The 26,910-nt window shown below is 38.2% G+C and carries 15 protein-coding genes; 6 read left to right on the top strand and 9 right to left on the bottom strand.

Annotation, left to right across the window (positions count from 1 at the left end; genetic code table 11):
• Complete coding sequence (locus tag ACRD64_RS00975; RefSeq protein ID WP_430931276.1) at nt 1–1,062, bottom strand: phosphatidylinositol-specific phospholipase C1-like protein; 1,062 nt, start codon at nt 1,060–1,062, stop codon at nt 1–3.
• Between the two features lie 161 nt (nt 1,063–1,223).
• Entirely contained in the window at nt 1,224–2,117 is an 894-nt protein-coding gene (locus tag ACRD64_RS00970) for a helix-turn-helix domain-containing protein (protein WP_430931275.1), read from the bottom strand.
• A 166-nt stretch (nt 2,118–2,283) separates the two neighbouring features.
• On the opposite strand from ACRD64_RS00970, the gene ACRD64_RS00965 reads away from it, so the two are divergent.
• From ACRD64_RS00965 to ACRD64_RS00940, 6 genes are all read left to right on the top strand, one after another.
• Nucleotides 2,284–3,414, top strand: a complete 1,131-nt coding sequence (locus tag ACRD64_RS00965; RefSeq protein WP_430931274.1) for an efflux RND transporter periplasmic adaptor subunit — start codon at nt 2,284–2,286, stop codon at nt 3,412–3,414.
• A 3-nt stretch (nt 3,415–3,417) separates the two neighbouring features.
• Nucleotides 3,418–6,576, top strand: coding sequence for an efflux RND transporter permease subunit (locus ACRD64_RS00960; RefSeq protein ID WP_430931273.1), 3,159 nt, complete (start codon nt 3,418–3,420; stop codon nt 6,574–6,576).
• Nucleotides 6,577–6,770: 194 nt separating this feature from the next.
• Complete coding sequence (locus ACRD64_RS00955; protein ID WP_430931272.1) at nt 6,771–8,147, top strand: efflux transporter outer membrane subunit; 1,377 nt, start codon at nt 6,771–6,773, stop codon at nt 8,145–8,147.
• Between the two features lie 26 nt (nt 8,148–8,173).
• Nucleotides 8,174–8,398, top strand: coding sequence for a hypothetical protein (locus ACRD64_RS00950; RefSeq protein ID WP_430931271.1), 225 nt, complete (start codon nt 8,174–8,176; stop codon nt 8,396–8,398).
• Between the two features lie 105 nt (nt 8,399–8,503).
• Nucleotides 8,504–9,823, top strand: coding sequence for an MATE family efflux transporter (locus tag ACRD64_RS00945; RefSeq protein ID WP_430931270.1), 1,320 nt, complete (start codon nt 8,504–8,506; stop codon nt 9,821–9,823).
• A 459-nt stretch (nt 9,824–10,282) separates the two neighbouring features.
• Nucleotides 10,283–11,278 (top strand): aldo/keto reductase, encoded by a 996-nt coding sequence (locus tag ACRD64_RS00940; RefSeq protein ID WP_430931269.1) that lies wholly within the window; start codon nt 10,283–10,285, stop codon nt 11,276–11,278.
• Between the two features lie 168 nt (nt 11,279–11,446).
• Here the strand turns inward: ACRD64_RS00940 and ACRD64_RS00935 are convergent, their stop codons facing one another.
• The 7 genes from ACRD64_RS00935 to ACRD64_RS00905 form a co-directional block, all read right to left on the bottom strand.
• A complete protein-coding gene (locus ACRD64_RS00935; RefSeq protein ID WP_430931268.1) occupies nt 11,447–13,066 on the bottom strand; it encodes a sialate O-acetylesterase in 1,620 nt (539 codons plus the stop codon).
• Nucleotides 13,067–13,459: 393 nt separating this feature from the next.
• Entirely contained in the window at nt 13,460–15,322 is a 1,863-nt protein-coding gene (locus ACRD64_RS00930) for an alpha-L-rhamnosidase C-terminal domain-containing protein (RefSeq protein WP_430931267.1), read from the bottom strand.
• Nucleotides 15,323–15,347: 25 nt separating this feature from the next.
• Nucleotides 15,348–17,906, bottom strand: a complete 2,559-nt coding sequence (locus tag ACRD64_RS00925; protein WP_430931266.1) for a glycoside hydrolase family 3 C-terminal domain-containing protein — start codon at nt 17,904–17,906, stop codon at nt 15,348–15,350.
• Nucleotides 17,907–18,315: 409 nt separating this feature from the next.
• Nucleotides 18,316–19,623, bottom strand: coding sequence for an alpha-L-fucosidase (locus tag ACRD64_RS00920; RefSeq protein WP_430931265.1), 1,308 nt, complete (start codon nt 19,621–19,623; stop codon nt 18,316–18,318).
• Nucleotides 19,624–19,829: 206 nt separating this feature from the next.
• Nucleotides 19,830–22,166: a GH92 family glycosyl hydrolase gene (locus ACRD64_RS00915; RefSeq protein WP_430931264.1), complete on the bottom strand. Its 2,337-nt coding sequence runs from the start codon at nt 22,164–22,166 to the stop codon at nt 19,830–19,832.
• A 37-nt stretch (nt 22,167–22,203) separates the two neighbouring features.
• Nucleotides 22,204–24,204 (bottom strand): glycosyl hydrolase 115 family protein, encoded by a 2,001-nt coding sequence (locus ACRD64_RS00910; RefSeq protein ID WP_430931263.1) that lies wholly within the window; start codon nt 24,202–24,204, stop codon nt 22,204–22,206.
• Between the two features lie 261 nt (nt 24,205–24,465).
• Nucleotides 24,466–26,904 (bottom strand): glycoside hydrolase family 3 N-terminal domain-containing protein, encoded by a 2,439-nt coding sequence (locus ACRD64_RS00905; protein ID WP_430931262.1) that lies wholly within the window; start codon nt 26,902–26,904, stop codon nt 24,466–24,468.
• Nucleotides 26,905–26,910: the final 6 nt, after the last annotated feature.

Genomic DNA, 26,910 nt, shown 5'->3' with positions numbered 1-26,910 from the left:
TTACTTTTTAATTCTTTCGTATGTATTGTCCTCAAACACTACTTTAAAAGATGAATTATATAATGTTGAGGGGATATAATAATCCGTTGAAATTACCTGAGCTCCCGATTCTTTTGCTTTTTCAAACCTGGTATAATCCAACGTCCTGGATTCCTTTGTGGCTGCATCGGCGCGCGTTCTGACCAGATAACCTTTTTCAACCAAACTTTTTATATAATCGAAATCTCTAATCGGGTTATTAATGATTCTAAAAGCAGCTTCCGGATTTCCTTCAGGACTGTTCACAAAAAGCACTCTTCCTTTTAAACCAGCATGTCCTTTCAGGTAACGGTCTATTTTTTCTTCATTCTCGTCCAGCACAAACAAAAACCTACCTTTAACCTCTTCTAAATCAGGCCAACCTAGGGTTAATACAGCTTCTTCCAGGCTTTCATAATCTCCCCGAACAAAGTCTGGTGTAATCAAGTCCTCATCCGCAAAAACAGATCGAATTTCCTGATCTAAACTGTCAAAAGCTTCCTTAGTAAAATGAAGCGGATCGCGAGTCCCCTCAACTTTTTGATCTTTGGTATTCATCAATACAAAAACCGGGGTATGGTTTCGATTTTTATCCGACCACCTTTTCATCACCTTGAGACAGTCCTTAAATAAAAGGTGATGACTTCTGAAATCGACATCCTGAATATGAAACATCTTTAAACCTGGTTCTGACAACTTATTTTCCTCATCATATGCTAAAGGCGTGTCTCCATTCGCGCGAATCACATCCAAACCTTTGGGATTTGAAAAATGACCACCATTAGGATCAAAAAAAACATCCAACTCTACGTTTCTCAATCCCAAATTCAATTGTTCCAAAATTGGAATATGTGCGTATTGTAAAGATATTGCCTTGGCAGAATCCATTTGAAACAAATAATCCCAAACTGGTTTTTCAATGGCAATTTTGTATGAATTATGGCTACCGATGACTTGCACATCGTTCAAACCAGTTTTCGGTTTGCAACATGAAAGCATGGATAGTGTAATTATAAAAGTTATTAACAGAACTTGCTTCTTCATTTTAATCTTTTTAGAACTTCACAGCATTTGCGTTAGTAATGCTTTAACCCTTTTCTTAGGTTGTGAAATTACATTTGCATGGCAATAATGGCATGAATAAAACGATCACAGGTATGGACAAATCGTTCAAGGTGATTAAATACCTGGAAATAGATACATTTTTACTTCTTTCTAAACTGACTTGCTGTCATCCCTGTATTGCGTTTAAAAAATTGATTGAAGTTAGCCGCTTCATTAAACCCTAAAATATCAGCTACTTCTGTTATCGATCTATTTTTCTGGTGTAACAATGATTTGGCCGACATTATTTTATATTCAATAATTACTTTTTGCGCACTTTTGCCCGACGCTTTCTTGACACATTCACTCAAATAAATAGGACTAATATTCATCATTGACGCATATTCTTTGACTGCCATAAATGTGTTGTTACTAGCATGAATGAGCTGTTCGAATTTAGCCATAATTGCATCATAGCGGTTCATACTGATGATGCCATCATCATTTTGCGTGATTCGTTTTATTTTATACAATAGAATCAGTAGTAGAGATCGAACGATTTCAAGATGATGCATTTTATCAGCTCTTGATTCTTGGTAAATCTCTTTGACAATGCTTAAAATTTCAGTAAAATCATCATCTGCCAATTGGTATAAGGGCAAAGTATGAATCTTAAAGAAAGGGAATTCATTTTGTACATCGTAGGAGTTATTTAGTGTTTCAAATAGCGTAGCTTTAAAGTGAATTATATATCCTTCGTCATCATCTTTTTGAGGTTTCTTTCCGTAGTTAATGGTTTGATAAGGAGAGACAATAGCCAAACTATTATTCCTTTTTTGCAAGGTTTGTTCCCCAATTTTTATCTCCACAGTATTATGAAGTAAAACGCCTATTTCAAAAAAATCTCTTTTATGAGGTTCTAAATAGATTTCATCAGGTTCTATGTCTTTACTACTATCTTCTTTTATGGATCGAATATAAAAGCGATTCGAATAATCGTTACATCTTTTCTCCTTATTTAAAAAGTAGTCCTTTATGTTGTTGTATATCTTCATTCTCTTTCCAATTTATTTTCAAAGGTAATGTAAAAACCTAAATAGTAATCTATTTTACCCAAATTACAATTCATAATTAACTATTAAAACACACTACTTTTGCTTCCAACAAATAAAAAAGTCAAGCTATATCAAGCTTGGTTATATGACGAATAAAATAATAGCTATGAATACACAAATTAAAAAATTAAAAGGTATCATCTCACTGTTATTAAGCATAATTGTACTCGCTTCCTGCAGTCAAAAGCAAGATGATAGAGCTAGGCGGACTCCTGAGCTATCGGTAATGGAAGTAAAGCCAAGTACAGAGGAGTTCTACGAATCATATTCGGCTACCATAAAAGGGAAACAAGACATTGATATTCGCCCGCAAATAACGGGGTTTATCACTAAAGTAAATGTGGATGAAGGATCAATCGTAAAAAAAGGTCAGGTGTTGTTTCAAATCGATGAAGTGCAATATGAAGAGGCTGTAAACGTAGCGAAAGCCAATGTTGCAGTTGCTGAAGCTAATGTTGCTACAGCTAAACTAACAGCTCAAAACAAAAAATCTTTAGCAGAACGAAATATTATAAGCGCTTATGAACTTGAACTTGCACAAAACGAATTGGGTAGTTGTAATGCTCAACTTGCCGTGGTAAAAGCGGAATTAGTGAGTGCTCAAAAAGATTTATCCTACACACGCATAACGAGCCCTACTGATGGTGTTATCGGGAAGATATCATATCGTGTTGGAGCTTTGGTAAGTCCTACAATGTCTGATGCTATCACTACGGTTTCAGAATTCACAACAATGTATGCCAACTTTTCACTTACAGAGAAAAAACTTCTTACCCTGGCTAAGGATAATAATTTAACAGTAGACATCATCAAAAGTCTTCCTAAGGTACAATTGAAGATGAGCGATGGAGTTATTTACAGATATTTAGGAACGATTGAAACCATTAGTGGAACCATTGATGAGACGACAGGTGCTGCCAGTATTCGGGCAGCCTTTCCCAACGAAGATGGAATTTTACGTAGCGGTGGTACAGCTTCTGTTATTCTGCCTTATGCTCTCGATAGCTGCTTGTTAATTCCACAAAATGCCACTTATGAGATTCAGGACAAAATATTCGTGTACACCGTAGATGAGAACTCAACAGTATTAAGTACCGAAATTGAAATCTATCCACTAAACAACGGTAGTCAGTATGCTGTAACAAAAGGATTATCAGCAGGAGATAAAATCGTAATTGAAGGTATCAATTCCTTAAGCAGTGGTTCAACTATTCAAGTAAAATCTGATACATTATAAATCATGAAATTTGATAAATTTATAACTCGGCCTGTTTTATCTTCAGCAATATCTGTTTTTATTGTCATTTTAGGGGTACTGGGATTATTTTCCCTACCTATTACCCAATATCCCAGTATTGCACCACCAACTATACAGGTATCGGCCACTTATACAGGAGCCAATGCGCAAACCGTGCTCAATAGCGTGGTTGCTCCTTTAGAGGAGGAAATCAATGGTGTTGAGAATATGTCCTATATGACTTCTACGGCAACCAATAGCGGAACTGCCTCAATATTGGTCTATTTTGAGCTGGGCACCGATCCGGATATGGCCGCTATAAATGTGCAAAATAAGGTAAGCCAGGCTGAAGGATCATTACCTTCTGAAGTCACCAAAATTGGGGTGACTACCAGCAAACGTCAATCGAGTATGTTGATGGGTTTTGGTCTTTATAGCGAAAATGATCAATATGATTATTCGTTTTTAGAGAACTATGCCGATATCAATTTAATTCCACAAATCAAACGGATTAGTGGCGTTAGTGATGTTTTCATTACAGGATCAAACTACGCCATGCGTATCTGGTTGAAGCCCGATGTAATGGCACAATATCACCTTATGCCCAGCGACATAACAACAGCACTCGACGAGCAAAACATCGAAGCAGCTCCCGGACAATTGGGCGAACAGGGGAATCAAACATTTCAGTATGTGTTAAAGTACAAAGGTCGTTTGCAAAGTGAAGAAGATTTCGAAAATATTGTTATTTCGGCTACCAAAGATGGGGAGGTACTACATCTAAAAGATGTTGCCAACATAGAACTGGGACGTTTATCAAGTAGTGTTACGTCAAATATAAACGGACATCCTGGCGTCACTGGTATGGTTTTCCAAACATCGGGTTCCAATGCGATGGATATTAACAATAGTATTGCAAGTTTCTTAGAAGAAGCAGAAGCAGATTTCCCCGATGGTGTAAAATCGGCTATCATGCTGAATACCAACGACTTTTTATACGCTTCGATTTGGGAAGTAGTAAAAACACTGCTCGAAGCTTTTCTATTGGTTATCCTGGTCACGTATGTCTTCCTGCAAAATACCCGTTCCACACTTATTCCTACCATTGCCATACCTGTTGCCTTAGTGGGTTCGTTTTTTCTGATGTGGGTATTCGGCTTTAGTGTTAACTTGCTTACCTTATGTGCCATGGTACTTGCCATTGGTACGGTGGTTGATGATGCCATTATTGTGGTGGAAGCGGTTCAGGCGAAAATAGATGCCGGCTACACCTCGGCGCGTCAGGCTTCTATAGATGCAATGGGTGAGATATCCGGTGCTGTTGTTACATCCACTTTGGTGATGATGGCTATTTTTATCCCCGTTAGCTTTACGGGTGGAACAACAGGTATTTTCTTTAAGCAGATGGGATTAACCATGGCATTTGCTATTGGTATTTCGGGGATCAATGCACTTACCTTAAGTCCTGCGTTGTGTGCCCTATTGCTAAAACCTTCGGGTAAACATGGCGAAAAGAAGACTTCTTTTGCACAACGCTTTCACACCGCTTTTAACGATAACTTTAAACGTTTAACGAATAAATATAAAAAAGGAGTAGGCTTCTTTACCGCTCACAAACTGATGAGTGGCTCGCTTGTTGGCATCGTAATTATTGCTTTTGTGGTTTTATTGCGTATCACTCCCACTGGCTTAATTCCCAACGAAGATCAGGGAACTATTTTTGGTGCTCTTGCTATGCCCGTGGGAACGTCATTGGAAGAGACTACAAAAGAAATGGCCAAGATATCGGAGATAGTACAAGGCATTCCTGCCATCGAATCGTATTCCATAAGTAATGGTTATAGTCTTCTTGATGGTTCCGGTAATACCTATGGAAATCTAATGTGTAAACTAAAAGACTGGGACTTGCGAGGCGATGGAGAAAGTGTAGATGAGATTATTGCTCAGCTAAACAGAGAAACAGCCAAAGTCGTTAAAAATGGGAACATGATGTATTTAGCGCCTCCTATGGTCGCAGGATATAGCGTAACCAATGGCTTTGAATTGAAGTTACAGGATAAAACAGGTGGTGATCTAAATGATTTCGAAACGGTCGCTAAGGATTTTATACAGCAACTTAATGAGCGACCCGAAATAGAGAGTGCACGTACTTCTTTTAGTGCATCGACACCGCAGTATATGGTCGATGTGGATGTGGAAAAATGTAAAATCGCCGGAATCAGTCCTGATGTCATTTTATCTACATTGGAAGGTTATTATGGTGGTATTTATGCTTCTAATTTCAACCGATTTGGTAAACTATACCGTGTGATGATTCAGGCAAGTCCGGATTATCGTACCAATACCGAAAGTTTGAATAACATTATGGTGCGTAACGGAACGGAAATGGCACCCATATCGCAATTTGTAACGCTTCGAAAAGCGTATGGTCCTGACAACATTAACCGCTTTAATATGTACACCTCAATTGGTATAACAGGTTCGCCTGACGGTGACTACAGCTCTGGAGAAGCCATTAATGCGATCAAAGAACTGGCAAAAGAGCTACCCACTGGTTACAGCTATGAATTTTCAGGAATGACACGTGAAGAAAGTAGTACCGGTGCAAATTCTACTGCCTATGTTTTGGCTATTGTATTTGTGTTTATCTACTTATTGTTGAGTATGCAATACGAAAGTTACATACTCCCCATCACTATCGTGCTTTCAATTCCAATGGGATTAGCAGGTAGTTTATTGTTTGCCAATATTATGGGAGTTGACAATAACATTTATCTGCAAGTAGCGCTCATCATGTTGATTGGATTAATTGCTAAAAACTCCATCTTAATTGTGGAATACGCCATTGAGCGCCGTCAAGAGGGATTATCGATTATGGAAGCTGCTATTGAAGCTGCAGCAGCACGTCTTCGTCCTATTATGATGACTTCGCTTACGCTGATTGTTGGGTTAATGCCCATGATGTTTGCAAGTGGAGTAGGCGCCAACGGGAATAGTTCTTTAGGTACAGGTGTTATTGGAGGAATGCTTATTGGAATGATTTGCCAGATATTTATTACACCTGCTTTGTTTGTCATCTTCCAAAAATTTCAGGAAAAATTTAAACCCTTGAATGAGGATTTTAGCCAAACTACTACAGGTAACGCAAGTATCACACAATAAAAAAATCAAACAACCATGACTTGAGAGTTAAAACACAAAGGGGAATGATTAAAGTTCTTTGTCTTGTGTCTTGATTCTTGTGTCTTGGTTCTAATTATAATAAGATGAAACGAGCATCACAAAATTTGCCACACAGGAGGATGATTAAAAGCGAGTTCCATGAGTTACCACTGAAAACAAACAATTTTAAACGAATGAAAAAGATAATCATATATTTTATCGGCATAGTACTGCTAAGCAGTTGTTCGGTATATAAAACCTTCGAAACACCAGAAGTCACAACAGAAAATCTCTATCGCGACACAAGTTCGGTTGATGCTGTAATGCCTGAGGATAGTGTGAATTTAGGAAATCTTCCCTGGAGAGAACTATTCACTGACCCACAATTACAGGCGCTTATTGAACAGGGACTGGAAGCCAATGTAGATTTACAAACGGCATTGCTTCGTATAGAGCAAGCAGAGGCATCACTTTCATCGGCGCGTTTAGCTTACACACCCGATTTGTCCTTTTCGTCAACGGGTACACTATCCGACTACGATGGGTCAACTACAAAATCATATGAATCAGGGCTTTCATCAAGCTGGCAGATTCCCTTGTTTGGCGGTTTACGCAATACAAAAAAAGGAGCTGAAACGACATTGGAACAAAGCCAGGCGTACAAACAAGCCGTCCAAACTCAGTTGATTGCCACCATCGCAGATAATTACTATTATTTATTGATGCTCGACAAGCAACTGGACATTACCGTTAAAACAATCTTAAGCTGGGAAGACCGAATCGAAAGCATGCGGGCTTTAAAAGGAGTAGGTATGACCAATGAAGCTTCCATTACGCAAAGTGAAGCAAGTTATTATGCGCTAAAGACCTCCTATTCCGACTTACAACAGTCGATACGTGAAACGGAGAATGCGCTTTCGATCACCTTAGGGCAAGCACCTCAGGCCATAAAACGGGGCGAGTGGCAAACAATTAAGCTTCCAGAGCAGATATCGGTTGGTGTCCCTTTACAAATGTTAGCGAATCGCCCGGATATAAAACAGTACGAAATGGCCTTGGCCACAGCTTTCTATAACACCAACGTAGCGCGATCTGCCTTTTACCCCAATGTTACGATAAGTGCTTCTGCAGGGTGGACCAATAGCAATGGCGGAATCATTGCCAATCCCGGGGAACTTTTATCCAGTGCCATCGGTTCGTTAACGGCTCCAATTCTTAATCAAGGGGTAAATAAGGCAAATTTAAAAATAGCAAAGTCTCTTCAGGAGGAAGCTTTACTTGATTTTAAACAGAGCCTGTTGAATGCCGGCAGCGAAGTGAGCAACGCTCTGTTTCAATATTCTACAGCCATACAGAAACAAGAGGATCGTAGCAAACAACTGGAGGCTCTAGAACGTTCGGTGCTCTATACACGTGAGTTATTTCAATTGGCATCATCAACTTATTTGGAAGTTCTGACAGCTCAGGAGGATTTACTGGATGCACAACTATCTGAAACGAACGATTGGTACGATCAGGTGCAATCGGTCATCAATTTGTATCAGGCCTTAGGTGGAGGACGAGAAAAATAATATTTGCCTCATAATTTTGTTTTAAGATGAACGATGCAGGTTTTAAAATAAACATTGATGAAATAGAGTTTGTTTCCTTGCATTTCTCCAATGGCGAGTCAATAAGCTATCGTACTAAAGAGTTCAAAAGAATATCTTTAGATCTTGCATTAGATTTAACGTTTTGCTTTGCTGTTATTAATGTTGCAAACATATCACGACATTTAATAATTAAGGATATTGAAAAGCTGATTAAACTTTTAGATGTGTAAAATATTATACCATGAAGTCAATTATATCTTTTTGTATACCAATTAGCATGTCGCACCTATTAACCTACCTATCAATTACATAGTTATTATTTGAATTAATCAATTATGAGTACCAAACAATATTCACTAAAAGAGAGCCCAATATTTAAGCTACTCTTGGTTTATGCAGGTCCTGCTGTTTTAGGTCTTTTAATAAATGCGCTTTATAATATTGTTGACCGTATTTTTGTGGGGCAGTTTGTGGGGGCTGAGGGTCTGGCGGCAGTGACTTTAGCCTTCCCGGTCTCTCTTTTTCAATTTGGTTTTGTCCTTTTGTTCGGCAGCGGAACGGGAGTTTTAATCTCAAAATATTTAGGTGAATCACGTCCCAAAAAAGCAGAAAAAGCACTTGGAACGATGATGGCTGGTCTGTTAATCACCATTATTTTGTTTACTTCTGCCGGATTATTATTTTACAAACCTTTGCTACAGGCCTTTGGTGCTCAGGGACAGCTTTCCGAATTAGCGGGCGAATATCTGCAGATAATCATCTTTGGGTTTCCCTTTGCCTTTTTTATTGCGCTGGAGTTCACTTGCCGTGCCGAAGGAAACCCACGCTTACCCGCTTTCTTAATTTTAATTTCATCGCTTATAAACGTTTCCCTGGATCTTGTATTTATGAAATATCTCCATATGGGGATTCGTGGAGCCGCTCTGGCAACAGTTATTGCACAGAGTGTAAATGCCATCCTTTTGCTCCGATACTACGTTGGTGGTAAAAGCCTGATTAAAATAGAATGGAAAAATATTAGGTTGCAAAAAAACATGATTCTTTCTATTTTTTCCCTGGGTTTAGCTCCCTTTATTATGGATGTTTCCGGAAGCATCCAAAATATATTCGCCAACAATTTGCTGCTTCAGTCGGGTGGAACTTTTGCCGTTACAGCCATGGGAATTATTTTTAGTGTAAATGTTGTTTTTATGATGATTGCTCTGGGAACCGGCGATGGTATGCAGCCCATTGTAAGCTTTAACTTTGGTGCGAAACGCCCCGAACGCAGTCGTAAAACCTTATTTTATTCCATGGGCTTAGTCGGTCTAACCGGAATTATAGGATTGATTGTACTGGAACTGTTTCCCAATTTAATCATCGGGATTTTTATCGATGGTAATGAGAATGTTATTAATGTTGCCCGAATAGCTTTACGCATTTTCGCTCTATCCATTCCTTTTTACATGGTTCAAATAGTGGCTACGCGTTATTTTCAAGCGCTACACAAAAAAAAGATTGCTGTCTTCTTCGCCATTCTAAGACCTGTTCTTCTGTTTATTCCCATCCTGTATAGCTTAAACTGGCTTTGGGGCTTAAACGGTATTTGGATTTCTTTTGTGATAAGCGATAGTTTGGCTTCTTTAATTTCCTTGCAATTTATCCGGAAATATTGAAATCTATTCGAATAATCAATAACCTCTTTGTTCTTTATACTCACATTTTTTCATACAATCAAGAATTACAATAAAACACCTGTTTCTCAATCACTAAATTTTCATATAGCTTTTTTTGTTCTTAAAAGCTGATAATGGTTCGTTTACAACCGATAAATTATTCATATTTACTTCCAAATTATATGCCGCCTAACATATTTTATACGTAAATTTGCCCAGTGAAAAATTTAAAACAAATCCATTTGCCGATTGACAAATAGATAAACACCACAAAATCGGGTTCGTAGCAGACATTCTTCTGCCTATGCATAAGTATCTAATAATGTATGAACAGAGTATGGATTAAGAAACACAGAATAAAAACTGTGATTTTTTCAATCTTCTTCTGCGACCACAAGTCAACACGTAAAATAGTGATAATACAAATTTGCTCGTAAAAATTTATAAATAATTATACATATGAAATACAGAAAATTAGGGAATACTGATCTTACTCTTTCAGCCATCACATTTGGTTCTTTTGCTGCTGGTGGCTGGTTGTGGGGAGGCACGGAACAAAATGAATCCGTAAAAGCGATAAAATCCTCTTTTGATTTAGGAGTAACCTCTATTGATACAGCTCCGGTATATGGACAAGGATTCAGTGAACAAATTGTTGGTCAGGCAATAAAAGACATTCCCCGAGATAAAGTACAAATTCTCACTAAATTTGGAATGCGTTGGGACTTAGCAAAAGGCACACACGTTTTCAAAACAGAAGATAACAATGGCAAAGCTATCGATATTTACAAATATGCCGGTAGAGAAAGTATCATACAAGAGTGCGAAGCTAGTTTAAAGCGCTTAGGTACCGATTATATTGACCTTTACCAACTACACTGGCCCGATGTTACCACTCCTATTGAGGAAACAATGGATGCACTTAACCAACTGATCAAAGAAGGAAAGATTCGTTATGCTGGTGTTTGTAACTACAATACAGAACAGTTTGCCGAAGCAGAAAGATACATCAATCTGGCTTCGAACCAAGTTCCTTACAGTATGGTATTGCGCGATATCGAGAAAGAAATCGTTCCCTATTCTCTTGAAAACGGGAAAGGAATTATTGCTTACAGTCCGCTTGAAAGAGGATTACTAACCGGAAAAATGAAACCAGGTTATAAATTTGGAGAAGGCGATCAACGTGCAACAAGAGCTTTTTATAAAGATGAGAACCTTCGACGCACCAATGAATTTCTAGACAAAATCAAACCCATTGCCAATGATAAAGGATTGAGTCTGGGTCAGCTGGTTATTTTATGGACGCTGGAACAACCTGCCATTTCGATTGCTTTGGTTGGAGCCAGAAATGCGGAACAAGCTATTCAGAATGCAAAAGCTGCTCAATCAAGTTTAACAAAAGAAGAAGTTGAAATTATCAACGGACATTTGAATCAATTGGTTTTGGTCCCATAATTACAAAAATGAAAAGACTTTTGTTGTGTGAGCGGATCCGCTCATTCATCGTGCTAAAGTTTTGTATTTTTTACAACTAAAAAAAAGGATGTATTCAAGCAATACATCCTTTTTTGGTTACAACTTAACTTCCTAATTCAATACCAATGGTAAAAATTGAGGGTTGGGTTATTTACAACTTTTCAGATATTCCTCCGCAAATCGTTTACCCAATATTCTCTGGCTTTCAGCATTAAAATGAGTATTATCTCCCCTGTGTTTTAAATCAGAGCTATGAATGATAAAAGCATGACGATCTCTGGCAACGTATTTTTTAATCTGTTTATTAACCTGCATCCTTCCTTCATGCTTCTTTAAATATATTCCAAGCTCACCAATAAATATAGGTAAAGACTTATTATCGGCATATCTTCTGAACTGCTGAAATAATTGAGTCATACGCTTTTTGTGAAGCGGAATGCGATCTTCTTTTGCATCACTCTCTCCCTGATGCCATAAAATTCCTTTTAGTGTTCCATACTGCTTTGCGAACTCCACTTTATTCCGAAAATTGGTAAGTAATTGTACATCCCGATGTATTGAATCTCCTAACCACTGACCAATAGAACTGCCTCCAACAGCTGTGTGAATAAGTAATATCGAAACACTATCAGGTACACTTTTTAGTAACTCTTTTCCAAACGACAAACCACAATCTAATCCTTTCATAGTAGGCTCATGCATGTTTAAAGGTTCTTTAGCCAGTATTAATTTATTGTTTTTGTTAATGGTAAAAACTCTATCCGAAGCAATGGTATCTTGTGGTTCAACCTGACCACGACCAGCCATATTAGATTGACCAGCCATCATAAACACCCATACATTTTCTTTTTTAGGTACGTTTTCTACAAACTCTGTGGTACGCGGAAAGTTTCGCACTCTGGCATAATTTTTCAACTCATTAGAATTAACCATCCGCTTCATCCAATCTTCTGCCAAGCCTGGCCACCTTTCCGCAGCTTCGTTGCCCGGACGCAATCCATAACCATGTCCTCCTTTATATTGATAATGCAACTCAACTGGCACATGATAATCTCGAAGTGCTCCAGCCATTACCAAAGAACTGTTTCCATATTTATCATCTGCTGTTCCGAAGATAAAACAAGGAGGAGTATCACTGCTTACTTTCAATTCAGGAGTAATACTTCTTTTTTCCCCTTTATCTAGATAAGCAGGATAAATCAACAAAGAAAAATCAGGTCGACTCGACAACTGATCAATAGAATCTACTTTGGAATATGTATCTTGATTAAATAATGTAGATGCTCGAGCACACAAACTTCCTCCTGCTGAAAACCCCATCACACCAATCTTATTCTGATTCAGATTGTAGATATCAGCCTTGCTGCGCACGTACCTAATCGCTCTTTGAATATCGTTTAATGCGCCTAGCTGTTTTTGGGGTACGCGATATTGCAAAACAAAAGCCGTATACCCAAGTGTGTTTAACCATTCTGCCACTTCGTACCCTTCTTTATCAACCGCTAGGATATTATAGCCCCCACCTGGGCATACAATAATACTCGCACCTGTCTTGTTTGGTTTTTCCGGCTTATAAACTATTATTGCAGGATTGGTTACCTCGGCCAGGCGAATTACATTGCCACTCGAATTATTCGACACAACTGCAGCTTGTTTTTCTTTCAGTTCACCAGGTACTTTGTTTGGCCATAGGTAGAGTGTGTCTCTTGTTTGAGCCTGGGTGAATGATATATAGAAAACTGCAAGTACTAAAAAAGTTAATCTCATTTTTAAAAATTATAATCTTTGATTAATGATTCGTTCGGCCGCAAGTTACGGAAACCTTGAATTTATATTTCGGTTAAAACCGATTCCCAATACGTAAATCTGCATGGCATAAATCCCATGCCTGGTTATAAAAACATTCATTCAAACATCCATAACCAGCCTAACCATGTACTCAATATCCTAATATAGGATAACGGACAACAGAAAAACATCAGGGCAAACGCATTTAAAGATTCTTCTTAAATTTTTGTCTCCCCACACCCTTTTATTCCCTGAAGGGACCCGAGCGCAAGGACTCCTTTAGGAGATTAAGAGGTGTGCGATGGGAATATTTGTTTAAATGTAATCACCCTCAGAAAAACATACCAAAGTTACTTTAATTCAAAACCGATATTAACGCTTAGTTATTACCATATTTACACCTTCTTTAAGCCTTACAATTTTACTATTCTTACGAACTTTGCGATCGTTAAGCAAAACTTTCATCTTACTGTCTGGTAGTATAAATTCCCCGCTCATACCTTTGGGTAACTTAATTTCGTAGATCTGCTCATTCCTATCCGATTTAATGTACTTAGCCTCAATACTTCCTTTTATGGTAGGAACTTTTATTTCTGAAAATTGTAGGTTCGTCAATTGAGGCTTAATTTGCATACTGGCAAAACCTGGTGTTTTGGGAGTTATTCCCCATAATTGTCGTGTAATAACATTTAAAGGAGCAGTTCCCCATGCATGATTCCAATCCGAATTGGGTTTGTATTTCATATCCCAGGCTTCCAGCGCCATGGTAGAACCAATTTCAATCATGTTCCACCAGGTACGGTCATGTGTCGTATCGGTGATTAATTTCAAAGCATACGCTGGTTCATTGGCATTAAACAAGCCATCCAACAAATACTGAGCACCATAAACACTGCAGGCCATTCCTCTGGTTTTGATAAAATCAATAACAGATTCCTTATACTCTTCGGGTACAAGATTAAATGCTAATGGAAACATATTGGCATGTAATGATGCATGCTTAGAACCTTCCCCATCGATATAAACCCCTCGCGATTTATCGAATAGTTTCGTATTGATGACCTTCTTAATTTTTTCTGATTTTTGCTCAAAAAAAGCAGCATCCTCAGTCTTCCCAAGACGGTCCGCTATCTCTGACATCAAAAAGAGATTGTAATAGTAAAATGAATTGACTACCGTATTGATGGCCACCATTTCATAACCATCGCGCTCCCCTTCTTTTTTCGCCAATTTCCATCCGGTATCCTTTTGTCCTGCAGGCCAGTCAACAATATCCCTTACCCTCGTTTTAGGATTCTTAAACCCTAATTTTGTTTTGAATTCGCTATTTAGCTTATCTGATTTAGAACTAATTAATCCATCCTTCCGTTCCAAATCCATTAAAGTTCTTATTTTGAGCACATCATAATATTTCTCCAGCATCTCTGTTTCTCCAGTGTACATATAATCCTGATAGTACAGTAATACAGTATGCAAAAGCCATTCTGTAGGCCAGGTAGGGTGCTCTATAAAATATTCGTTCGTTCTACGCGCAATGGAATAATCACTATCCACCGCGTAATGACTCAACTGATTGATATAGGCATCGGCCTCGTAAGGAATCCGCTCACGGTCACCATCTACGTAGTAACCTGCAAAACTTGTTGCTTTAATAGTGTGTTTACACAAATCCCAAATGGCATTCAATGTTGTATCCGATGAAGTAAAAGTTCCTGCCTCATCATTAAAATGATAATAAAAAGCTTTTTGACTAATTTCAATTTCCTCAATCGGGACCTGAAGATTCTCCAGTTCGCAATACCTAAAAGGCATGATCACACCAAAAGATTCTGGAAGGTGAATGGCACCAGGTTTGGTATTTCTTTTATCCGCCTGCAAACTAACCACCACATCTTGATTGGCTTTAAGTTGATCGAGCTTCACTTGTTGATAACGAATGGTACCTCCTGGATTTCTATCAATCTGATTTGCATCAGCTAATTTTTCACCTAATCGAACAATCAAACTATCCTTCTGTAACTGTTTAGAATGCAGAACAACTGTTCCAAAATAGGCTTTCCCAAAATCAATAAAATAGTGACCTTCGCCTAGTTTTACAACTCGCTCTGCTTTATTATATTTTATTTCAAAATCATTTTCGGTTGGCACATCTGTTATTTGAGCCTGTCCCAAAGTACAAAAAGCCAAAAACAGACATGACAACAGGTACATTTTTCTATTCGATAATATCTTCATACTTCCTAACTATTAATCATTTAATTTATTTCACCTTACAGGTTTTCTTTAGTCGGATATCGCTTGATGATGCACCGACCATAAACTCAAATGCTCCTTTTTCAAAATGCCAATCCTCACATTTATCGTCCCAGTATTTCAGTTTCTCCACTGGCACTTTAAATGTAATTGTTTTTGTTTCACCAATAGCTAAAGAAGTCCTTTCAAAGCCAAGCAATTGTTTTAATGGTCTTTGTACGGATGATTTCACATCCTTCACATACAGCTGAACAACTTCATCACCTGCATAGTCTCCTGTGTTTTTAACCTTTGTTGTAATCCTAACGCTTTCCTTATTTTTAGCAATTGACATATTACTGTATTCAAAAGAAGTATAGCTTAAACCATATCCAAAAGCATAAAGAGGCTCACCTTTAAAATACTGATAGGTTCTCCCTTTCGTGATTTCATAATCATTCATCGGAGGAAGGTCTTCGGTCGATTTATAGAACGTAAATGGTAAACGGCCAGCCGGATTGTAATCGCCAAAGAGTACATCCGCAATAGCTGTACCACCACTTTCGCCCGGGTACCATGCATCCACGATGGCGGGTATTGTTTCATCTATCCAGTTAATGGCTAATGAACTACCCGCTACTAACACCACAATCATATTTTTATTTTCCTTATAAATATCTTTTAAATAGTTGATCTGATCTTCAGGAAGCCCCAGCTCAACTCTATCTCTACCTTCTTTTTCTATGGATTTATTGATTCCCATTACTGCAATCACATAATCACTCGATCTGGCAACTTGTTTGTCTTCTGCGTATAAATCATCACCCATAGTATTAGGCACTTCCCAAAGCAATTGACAAATTGCATCGCCACCATTATCAAAATATTCCAACTTAATGGCATATTTTTTACCTGCTTCCATTTTAAGGGCCACCTGATCAGTAGTTGTGCCACGATTGTGCCATTCATCAACAACTAGTTCATCATTTAACCATAAACGAATGCCATCATCAGAATTTACACCTATTTTATACTCGCCCGAAATATTCGGAGCGATATAACCAGTCCATCTTACTGATTTATGTTTGAAGTTGGTATAAGGATCCGGTGGTTGATTTACCGGGTCAAAATTTACCACTTTATCGGTACGTGTTTGTGGTGTTCCTTCCAAAAACTTATCATCGTAATATTCAGCGAACAAACCTTTTTCGTTGTTTTTATCATTACGTAAATATTCTGATTCAAGCAGGTTAAGGTTTCTTGCTGCCGTTTTCCATTTCACATGCCTTACTTCTATTTTATCGCCCACTTTATTTTGAATACCTTGAAGGGGAGATATTGGAGAAATAGCTGGCAATCCGCTATAATCCCCAAAAACGACTTGATCGGCATTAAAACCGACGACTGCTATTTTTTTAATTTCATTGGCATCCAAGGGTAATATATTATCCTGATTCTTCAGCAGAACAATAGATTGCCTAGCCGTTTCAAGCGCCAGCTCCTGATGTATCTGTGAACTAATCACATCAGGCGAAATCTTTGTATAAGGATTACCTTCTTCCGGATCGAAAATACCCAGTTTAAATCGGGCTTCTAATACACGACGAGCTGCTTTATCAATCGTTGCTTCATCCACTAAACCATCCTGATAAGCAGGATATAGATGATTGGTATATATATTGTGACCACATTCTAAATCCAATCCTGCTTCAATAGCCACTTTAGCTGCTTTTTTCTTCGTATCTACAAAATGATGCGACTTCTCCAAATAAGTAGGTGCTCCACAGTCGCTTACCACATAACCGGTAAAACCCCATTCATCTCGTAAGACAGTGTTCAACAACCAATTGTTTGCGGTACACGGTATACCGTTAATAGCGTTATAAGCACTCATTATCGCTTGTGCTTTTCCTTCCTGAATACAGGCTTTAAAAGCAGGCAAATAATATTCGCGCAAGGCTCTTTCTGATATTTCAGCATTGCATGCGAATCGATTTTCCTCTTCGTTATTGGCTACAAAATGCTTGGGTGTAGCTACTACTTTCAAATATTTATCGTCGTCCCCCTGTAATCCTTTTACAAACGAAACACCTATTTTACTGGTTAAAAACGGATCTTCACCATACGTTTCAGGCGTACGGCCCCAGCGTGGATCTCTTGCCATATTTATTGTTGGCGACCACATGGTTAGCATATCACTATATCCTGATGTTTGGTCTTTTCCCTGATTAAGAAAATTCCATTTGGCACGGGCTTCGTCTGAAATAGCCGTAGCTACATTGTAAATCAAATTTGGATTCCAGGTTGCAGAAAGGGCAATGGCCTGAGGAAACACGGTAAAACGTCCTCCTTTAACCACTCCATGTAAACCTTCGTTTCCATGATAGTATTTATCCACACCCAGGCGAGAAATCTCTTGGGCCGAGGCTTGTAATAAAAACACCTTCTCCTCCACCGTTAAGCGGCTCATTAAATCGTCAACACGCTCTTGAAGCGGTAAACTCGAATCTTTAAAGGGATAATTAGTTTGCGCTTTTAAAAACATAGGTAGAATACACAAACAGAACACCAACAACCTCATCCTCATAACTTAATTAATTTTTCTTCAATAATTTTCTAATTGATTTATTGTAACAACCCATACAGGACATACTACACCACGATAAACGCATTTAAAATATTTCGTACTAAACTTATTTTCTTAAGAGTTAGAACTCTACTTTGCTCAAGCCGCAAGGGCTTTTACTTTCTTCCTTCAGCCGAAGAAAGTAAACAAAGAAGCCCGCCGACTGCACCACTCGCTTACCCACTATTTTCTTTATTTTGAGACAGAAAGAACTCCCTACGGTCAAACAGCTTTCTGTTTTTTCAAAATGAAAGAAAAGTGGATCCCAAGCTACGTTGCTGATGTCGGTTGTTTGACTTGGAACATTGTAAAGGTTAAATGCGTTTACCCTGCATACTACACGTGTAAAATACAATACTTAACAGGCGGTTTATTTTATGATTTCAACGTTGGTTAGTTTAACCACCACCGCATTCGGCCATATTTTATCATTATAAAGCCTATGCGCCCGGCTAATTGAAATTTCCAATACTTTATCGTGCTGAATGAACCTTGATTCAGGAATATTTTCGGGCCAGTATTCAACCACTAAATCATTTTGACCAATTACGGAAATTGTCGTTTCTGGAGTAGCCTTCAGGTTTTTCAAGATAAAATTTCGACGAAAACCTTTAAACCAATCCTTTTGATCGGTAATAAATACATACACCGCATTTTTATGCTGGTTCTGAGTAAACCATAAGTCCCCGTCTTTAACTATACCTGACATTGGGCGTACTTCTTTTATTCCCTCATCGTTCACAAACATCCAAAGGCCCAATTCACGCAGGCGTTCCTCTTGCTCAATGGCAATTTCGCCGTTGGGTTTGGGGCCTACATTCATTAAAAAGTTTCCACCTTTGGCTCGTATTTCAATCAGCTTATTGATGATATCAGTTCCGCTTTTATAGTTTTCGTTGGTAGGTTTGTATTGCCATTGCGTACCCATGGTCATGCATGTTTCCCATGGTCCTGGCATAGCTCCATCGGGAATCTTCTGCTCTGGTGTTTGCATCTCACCTCTTGTAATCAAAATATCGGGATATTTCTCATGTACCCATTGCACAAGCGGTTTTTTGCTAAATGAATCAAAAAACGCCATATCAATGTGACCATAATTATTAAATAACTCATCCAATTGTCTTTTATCATATTCTAACAATTCAGGGTTATCTGTAACCTGACTTCCTTTACGTTTACGTGAGATTAATTGTCCTTGCTGATGCAAAAAGCTAAAATCCTCTGGCGAGAAATATACCCCTACTTTTAAACCATATTTTCGTAACGATTTAAAAAGCATACCAGTAATATCCTTTCCATAAGGTGTATTCATAATATTAAAATCGGTAGTTTTGGTATCCCACATACAAAATCCGTTATGATGCTTGGTGGTAAAAACTACATACTCGGCTCCTGTTATCTTAAATAGTCTGGCCCATTCGTCAGGATCGAATTTATCAGGATAAAATGTTTTGGGAAGCTCATTCATATATTTGTTGATATACTCCTCAGAAGCGCCCACCATTGAATGACTGATTACACTTCCTAATTGAGAATCCATGCTCCAATGAATAAATATACCTAACCCCATATCCATAAATTCTTCTTCGAGAGCAGATTTGTTTTTAAGTTGAGCGATAGCAGGAATGCAAAATATACTTAGTACAAGTATTAAGCAATTCGTTTTTAAAATCGTCATATAATAAATTTATTTTTTTCTATTCTAAAGCAATGTTACTCTGTATACTTAATCTGTTCGTGATGCGTCGATTTTTATTTATATTGGAACCCCCGGGCTAATAATACCTCACCCCTCTGGGGTATAACTGAAAGCGTATATATTTTAGCTAGATCAATGTGTATTCTCAAAAATAATACTCAGCTAATTCATCGGTACAAAAACAACTATTGACTCACCTCATCAGTAAGTTCAAGAACTAAGGTGCCACCTTGTACTAAATCCTTATGCGTAATACTAAAACCATCAACCGGTTGGTTATTTATCTTTATACTTTTCAAATAAGGATGATTCAAACTATTATTATTCGCTTCTATCACAAATGTTTTACCGGAATAGTAGTCCGGATTTAGCTGAATAGTTACCTTATCAAAGATGGGACTTCCAATCTGATATTCAGGATTTTCTTCGGTTCCGCCATTCATCTGAAACAGACCCATTTTTAGCAAAACGGATAAACTACCCATTAATCCCTGATCTTCATCTCCGTTAAAACCGGTAGCGGGACTTAAACCAGAAAACACACTTTTTACTACTTTCCGAGTCCAGAATTGAGATAAGTCGGGGCGATTCAATTGATTAAATATTTGTGCTGTTTGAATTGAGGGTTGATTACCATAGTTAATTGGCACACGTCTGTATTCCGGATGTAATTCCCTGTCATGAGAATCACCTGAAGTAAACCCTATTTTCTCAGCTGTTTCAAACTGTTGATTCAATTTTTCAACCGCCTTTGCATTTCCACCCATTAACTCAGCCAGGCCTGTAATATCATGAGGAACAAACCAAGTGGACTGCGCACCATTGGATTCATTAAATCCCGTTTCGTATAAATAAGGATCTAATTCGCCATGCCATTGACCATTCACCTCTCTAGGTCGCATCCAGCCACTTTCCTTATCAAAAGTATTTTTGTAATTGTTAGATCGATTTAAAAAATAATGATAATCTTCCTCGTACCCAAGCTTTTTTGCCAATTGCGCTAAAGTCCAATCCTGATAAGCATATTCCATGGTCAGGCTTGCTCCATCCTGATGAAAACCAAATTTACCTTCAGGGATAGGATATGGAACATATCCTTTATCTAAATAATATTTAAAACCTCCTCCAATAGAAGTATGATGCTCATATCCGGCTTTTTCCATTATTCCACCCGGCATATGTGTCAGTTTTAAAGCCTGATAAATTTCTTCTAATCCATCAGTAACAACCCCTTTTTGAATGGCACTAACCATAAATGGCGTTGAAGAAGCCCCGGACATTACGTAGGTATAATTTCCTCCTGAAGGCCCGCGAGGAACAATGCCTCCATCTTTGTAATATTGCATTAAGGAATGGGTGAACTCATCCATAACCTCTGGATAAACTAATCCCCAAAGCGTATTAATGGTCCATTGTGCGCCCCAAAAAGCATCTGAATTATAATGATTAAAAGCAGGCTTACCCTCATCATTTAAGGGTAATTGCCCTACTCTAAATGTATCGCCCGTATTATCAGGGTAAGCCCCATTTACATCACTTATCGTTCTGCGACCTTGTAATGCATGCCATAAGTCGGTATAAAATCTTCTTTGAGCCTTTTCAGTATTTCCTTCAACCTTAATTCTACTTAAAAGCCCATTCCATTCTTCTTTAGATTCAGTGACCACCTGATCAAAATTCCAATGTGCTAACTCTGTTTGTAAATTGGCATCAGCATTTTTAACCGAAGTATAGGAGATACCCACTTTCATTAAAACATCTTGCTCACTATTGGATAGATTTACCAGATAATTTCCGGTCTCTTCATCATGAATAATCGATTCTATTTCGGTATTCAATTCTACTTTGAAAAATACTTTAGTAGGTCTTGGGCGTCGAATAGTTGGTGCGTTAACTAATTCACCTGTTAACTCTTTACTCCCTGATTTTACCAGTTTTCCATCTACAATATCACAAGGACCTAATTTTCCATTCAGATTAAATAAGATACCAGCTTGCTTTTCTTTTGGATAGTGATAATTATGAAATCCCACCCGCTTAGTACTCGTCAGTTCAACATTTGTTTGATATCTATCCAATTCAAGATAATGATATCCTGGTGCTACCTTTTCTGAGTTATGACTATACTTAGAGTAAAAATCTGTAAATATGTTATTTTCATTATCTGTTGTTGTTGTAACAGGCATAACAGAAAGACCCGCTAACTGCCAGGCATGAATATGGCTAAAACCTTTTATGGTATCTGTTTTATGGCGATAACCACTCCCCCATGCTCCACCTACCTGGGTATCGGGACTTAGGTTAACCATACCAAAAGGGCGACAAGCTGATGAGAAAAAGAACCAGCGAGAATTTTCAGTATCGAGCAAGGGATAAACCATATCTACCGGATCTTGCTGAACCACTTTAACATCTTTACCCAAAGAGTTACAACTCCCCAATAAGGTCAAACCTGTGACACCTAAAGCAAGTAACATCCTTCTTAAGTGCCTTGAATACTTTACTATAATTTCATTCATCATATCTCTAATTTTATGTGGTAGGTAGCAACAAGTGTTTTTACCAAGTTTCTATAGAATTCATTATTAGCGTCATCTCTTCCATCTGAGGAAAACCATTGTTTGGTCTCCTAATAGCTGGATCATAGAAGTTCGCCCATTTAGGGTTCTTATCTCCCTCTATAGTGGTCTTATGAACAGTCTCAAGCTGATCCATAGCCTTTTGAACTAGCACTCTTGCCTGAACAAGCAGATCCATATTACGTGTCTCTTCAAACTCTTTTTTCAGTAATGCTATCTGATGCAATGAACGTTCAAACACGATCAATTCACCGTAAAGCTTTACAGGCAAAAGCACATAAGAATAATAAAAGGCCTCATTCTTTGTATTCAGCTCAGCTCCTTTCTCGGCTGCATCGACAGCTCCTTGGAAATTATCAAGCTCACGCTTCAGGTTATCAATATCTTTATAAACCCTATCATACCTATGAGGTATTGGTGTTTTCCCTGGGCGCTGAAGTAAGGAATTAGAATTGTACGAAATAGCTTTTCGAATCTCCCATAAGTGCTCTACATAACCATTTCTACCGGTTTGTACATCATGCAATATTTTCATTGATTCAACAGCTAGCTTAGCGGCTTCAGGAGAAAAATAACGTTCGGTCCATGTGCGATAGAAATCTTCACCATCGAAGCTTTCAGGCCGATTACATACATCGCTATAAGCCTCGAGATTCAACAAAAAAGGTCTAAAATTCTGCCCATTGACCTGACAATACTTACTAGCATCATACTCACGAAACATTTTTTTCATAATTGTATCCACAACCATTGGGTAGGGATTATGAACGGTATGATTCTTCCAGAAACCGGCGTGCATATAGGTTCCAAACTCGTATCCCTTATTACTATCTGGCATATGAAGAAACTCGCCAAAGCCATTGTCACACCAAACAGCGATCCAATCTTTAGGAGGATTAAAGCCTTTATTGAACATTTCCATACCATCGTGATAACAGAATGCAATTTTTGTTGCTTCAGGCTTATAATAATCAATCAATTTTCCTAATTCCGCATACACTTCATTAAAGACTTCCGTTTTATCCTCACCACAATCGCTCACATATTCCCAATCCCACACCTGATGACGGGGACGTAATGAAAAGATATCCGCTTTAGCGATAGGCGTATTCTCAAAATAATATTTCCAGCCTTTTATCCATTTATCCTTATAGGTAGACCAACAATACGATTCTTCAACAGGTAGAGGATGTAATTGATAACCTAAGGACAAATCAACTTGAACTTCCATTCCTTTAAGATGAGCATAATCAATCATCTTATCAAGATACTCCTCATCAATCTGATAATCGGGTTTTAGTTTTTTATATTCCGGACGAATAAAAAATTCTGGTCGCCCTAACATATCAAAAAACTGAATGGCATTGTAACGAATTCGCACCAATGAATTGATCATTTCGGTATAACTTTCCCAATCGTATTCTAACAATTTACCACGATAGTTTGCCAACTCATCCACATCGTTTTCGAAATAGCATAAAATAGGTACTTCAGGAGACGCAATTTGACGGTTTTGAAAAGCATATAAATCCATATCCGGATTTTTCGCAGGCATCTTTCCTGTCCAATATTCAAAAGGATCTACACCTAACACCTCATGGGTATAATCGTAAATAGCATATTGAAATCCCTGAACATCTGATCCGGCTAAGACAATGGCTTTTTGGTCATTTTTAAGCGACACATGTGCCCAAACACCACCTCGAGGGCCCGGTTTTTGGGCAGATAAAGTTATATCGTTACTTTGAACAAGTTCTGCAATTTCATTATTGGTCTCTATCGTTCCTAATAAAAAGATAGTACCACCTTTTACTTGTTCATCGATCTGGCTAACAATGGCTATTTCACCATCGATGACTTTTTGTAAATCATCTTTAAAATCTTGAACAGTACTTTTTTCAACTTCACTTGCATGCTCACCAATTACCACATAAACCTTATCTACAGAAGGTGCACAAGAGTATAAAATAACTATTCCCATTAGAAAGAATAATAATTTTAATGCTATATTTTTTAGTTTACAAACCATTTTTCGTTTAGATTAATTAATTACACCACCTCATCTATTCCTCAGGTAATTTTTTATCAATAAGTCGGGAATTATTTATTTCATCCTTGCTTATTACTCAAATATATGTTTTTATTAAAATTTAGCTATGGATAATAAGACCCCAATCATGGACAAATAGTTATTGCTTAATTTTCAAACACTTGAAGCTGTATTCTTCATAAAAAACTCTTATTATTTGGCACCACTTACCTCAAAACGTTCATTCAATTGTATATCAACTGAGGAACTACCAATCATAACTTTGAAAGTACCCGGCTCAACCTTCCAATTCATATCTTTATCGAGCAATGCTAAATCGTCGGGATGTAAGGTGAAATTTATTGTTTTACTTTCTCCGGGTAGTAGATGTACCCGCTCAAATCCTCGTAGTTGAGATTCGTAAGTGGTTACACTACTCACTTCGTCTTTCAGGTAAAGTTGTACTACCTCATCCCCTTCTCGCTTACCTGTATTTTTTATTTTAAAAGACACCTGAATATCCCCTTGTACCTGGGCAAGCTTAGGGCTAATCTGCAAATCGCTATATTCAAAAGTGGTATAACTTAAGCCATAGCCAAAAGGATATAGCGGTCCCAGCACGCGCGTATTGCCATAGCCATTAGGCCCTTCGCCCGGCTGACTAGCCTGTGATCCCGGTTTACATGGAAAATTAAGGGGTATCTGACCTTCAGCTTTTGGGAATGTTACCGATAACTTCCCGCCAGGATTATAGGCGCCAAAGAGTGTTTCTGCAATTACATCTCCCGCAGACGGTCCTGGGAACCATGCTTCTATAATGGCTGGGATAAATTTATTTTCCCAATTGATAGTTAGGGGGTGACCATTAACAAGCACCAATACAACAGGTTTCCCGGTAGCATATAAGGCTTGAATCAGTTGAAATTGTCTACCTGGCAAACCAAGTGCTGTGCGTGAGCGTGATTCTCCCACACATTTCTCATCTTCTCCGAGTACCGCAATAATAACATCCGACTCTTGAGCTTTTTTCACTGCTGCATCAATCCCTGATTGTTCTTTTGGGGTCAGTGGTGTTGGAATAATTTCGCTTCCAGGCCAGTCGGCATCAATCACATCACAACCTTTTTCATAATCCACATTTACCTTGTCTCCACCATAGTTCTTGATCCCCTGGTAAACAGATACTGCAGGATTATTTGCAGGACCATAGCGACTGTATGTGTAACGAACTTCATCGGCTAAAGGGCCCGTTACAAGTATGTTTTTAACTTTATTTACATTAAGGGGCAGAAGGTTATTTTTCTGCCCTGGCAGACAAGTATTTTTTAACAGCACCAATGACTCTCTACTTATTTGTTTGGCGAATTCTTCGTCTTTTTCTGTGTGAACTAATTTATCAGAAGTCTTTGGGTTCTCAACATAGGGTTGATCAAACAATCCTACTTTAAATTTCACCAATAAAACATCAGCTACACGAGCGTCGATTGTTTTCATAGAAAGTTTACCTTCCTGAATTAATTCCCGTAAAGGTTCAAGGTAAGATTCAGGCGTCTTAAAATTGGTGCGTACATTTAATCCCGCTTCCACCACCTGCCTTACTGCTTCTTTATAATCCTCGGCAACATGATGTTTTGTAGAAAGAAATTTAACCGCATCACTATCAGATACGACATAACCTTTAAATCCAAATTGCTGTCTTAATAGCTCTGTTAAGAAATAATAACTACCAGTTATGGGTTCACCATCATAATCGTTATAACTACTCATAATACCTAGTGGCGAAGCATTTTCAATCACTTTACGGAATGGGTACAAGTGAAGTTGATGCATTTCGCGGGGCGCCACATGCGGATCAGTACGTGCATTTCCTTCTCGGGCTCCCTTAGGAATGCTGTAAACCGCATAATGCTTTAAAGTAGATGCCACGCCCTGAGATTGGATGCCTAATGTCATTTGCGTGCCCAACTCTGCAATAAGAAATGGATCTTCACTAAAGCATTCTAATATTCTTCCCCAACGTTGGTCTCTGGCTACATCAAGAATGGGTGCATAAACATTGGTATATCCCAATGCTTTGGCCTCTCGTCCAATGATATCTCCGGCTTGATGAACCAATTCCTTATTCCAGGTACATCCTATGCCGACGGGAGCTGGCAGCGGGGTTGCTCTATCATGGCACAATCCATGTGTACCTTCATTGGTAAAATCTGCAGGTATTCCCATGCGGGTTTCCTCAATAAACCATTTTTGAATGGTATTGATAGCCTCGGCATGTTTACTATAAGGAAACGAATATTGCGTTTCTGTTTTGGGTCTGAAAGCAATGCTATTAAGATGCTCGTCGATATTGGCAATGCCATCTTTCCAGGCACTATTTTTCCATTCAGGAGTAGGCAATTCATCTTTCAAAATTCGGGAATAACCATATAGGGTTACCATTTGACACGTCTTCTCTTCCATCGTCATCTGCGATAAAAGATCTGCTACACGAGCATCATTGGTTTGCATAGGATCTTCAAATATATCCTTTACCCCATTTTTATTAAAATCAATCCACCCTTTGTGATAGATGTTTTGCTTATTGGCTTTCTTTCCTGCTGATGTTAAGAAGAAAAGACAGGTAACGAAAAAAAACAACTTATATAATCTCATGATAAT

The sequence above is a fragment of the Saccharicrinis sp. 156 genome, assembly GCF_050589685.1.
Taxonomy (GTDB): Bacteria; Bacteroidota; Bacteroidia; order Bacteroidales; family Marinilabiliaceae; genus Saccharicrinis.
Note: the sequence above shows the minus strand (reverse complement) of the source record. Positions and strands in the feature narration are given on the sequence as shown.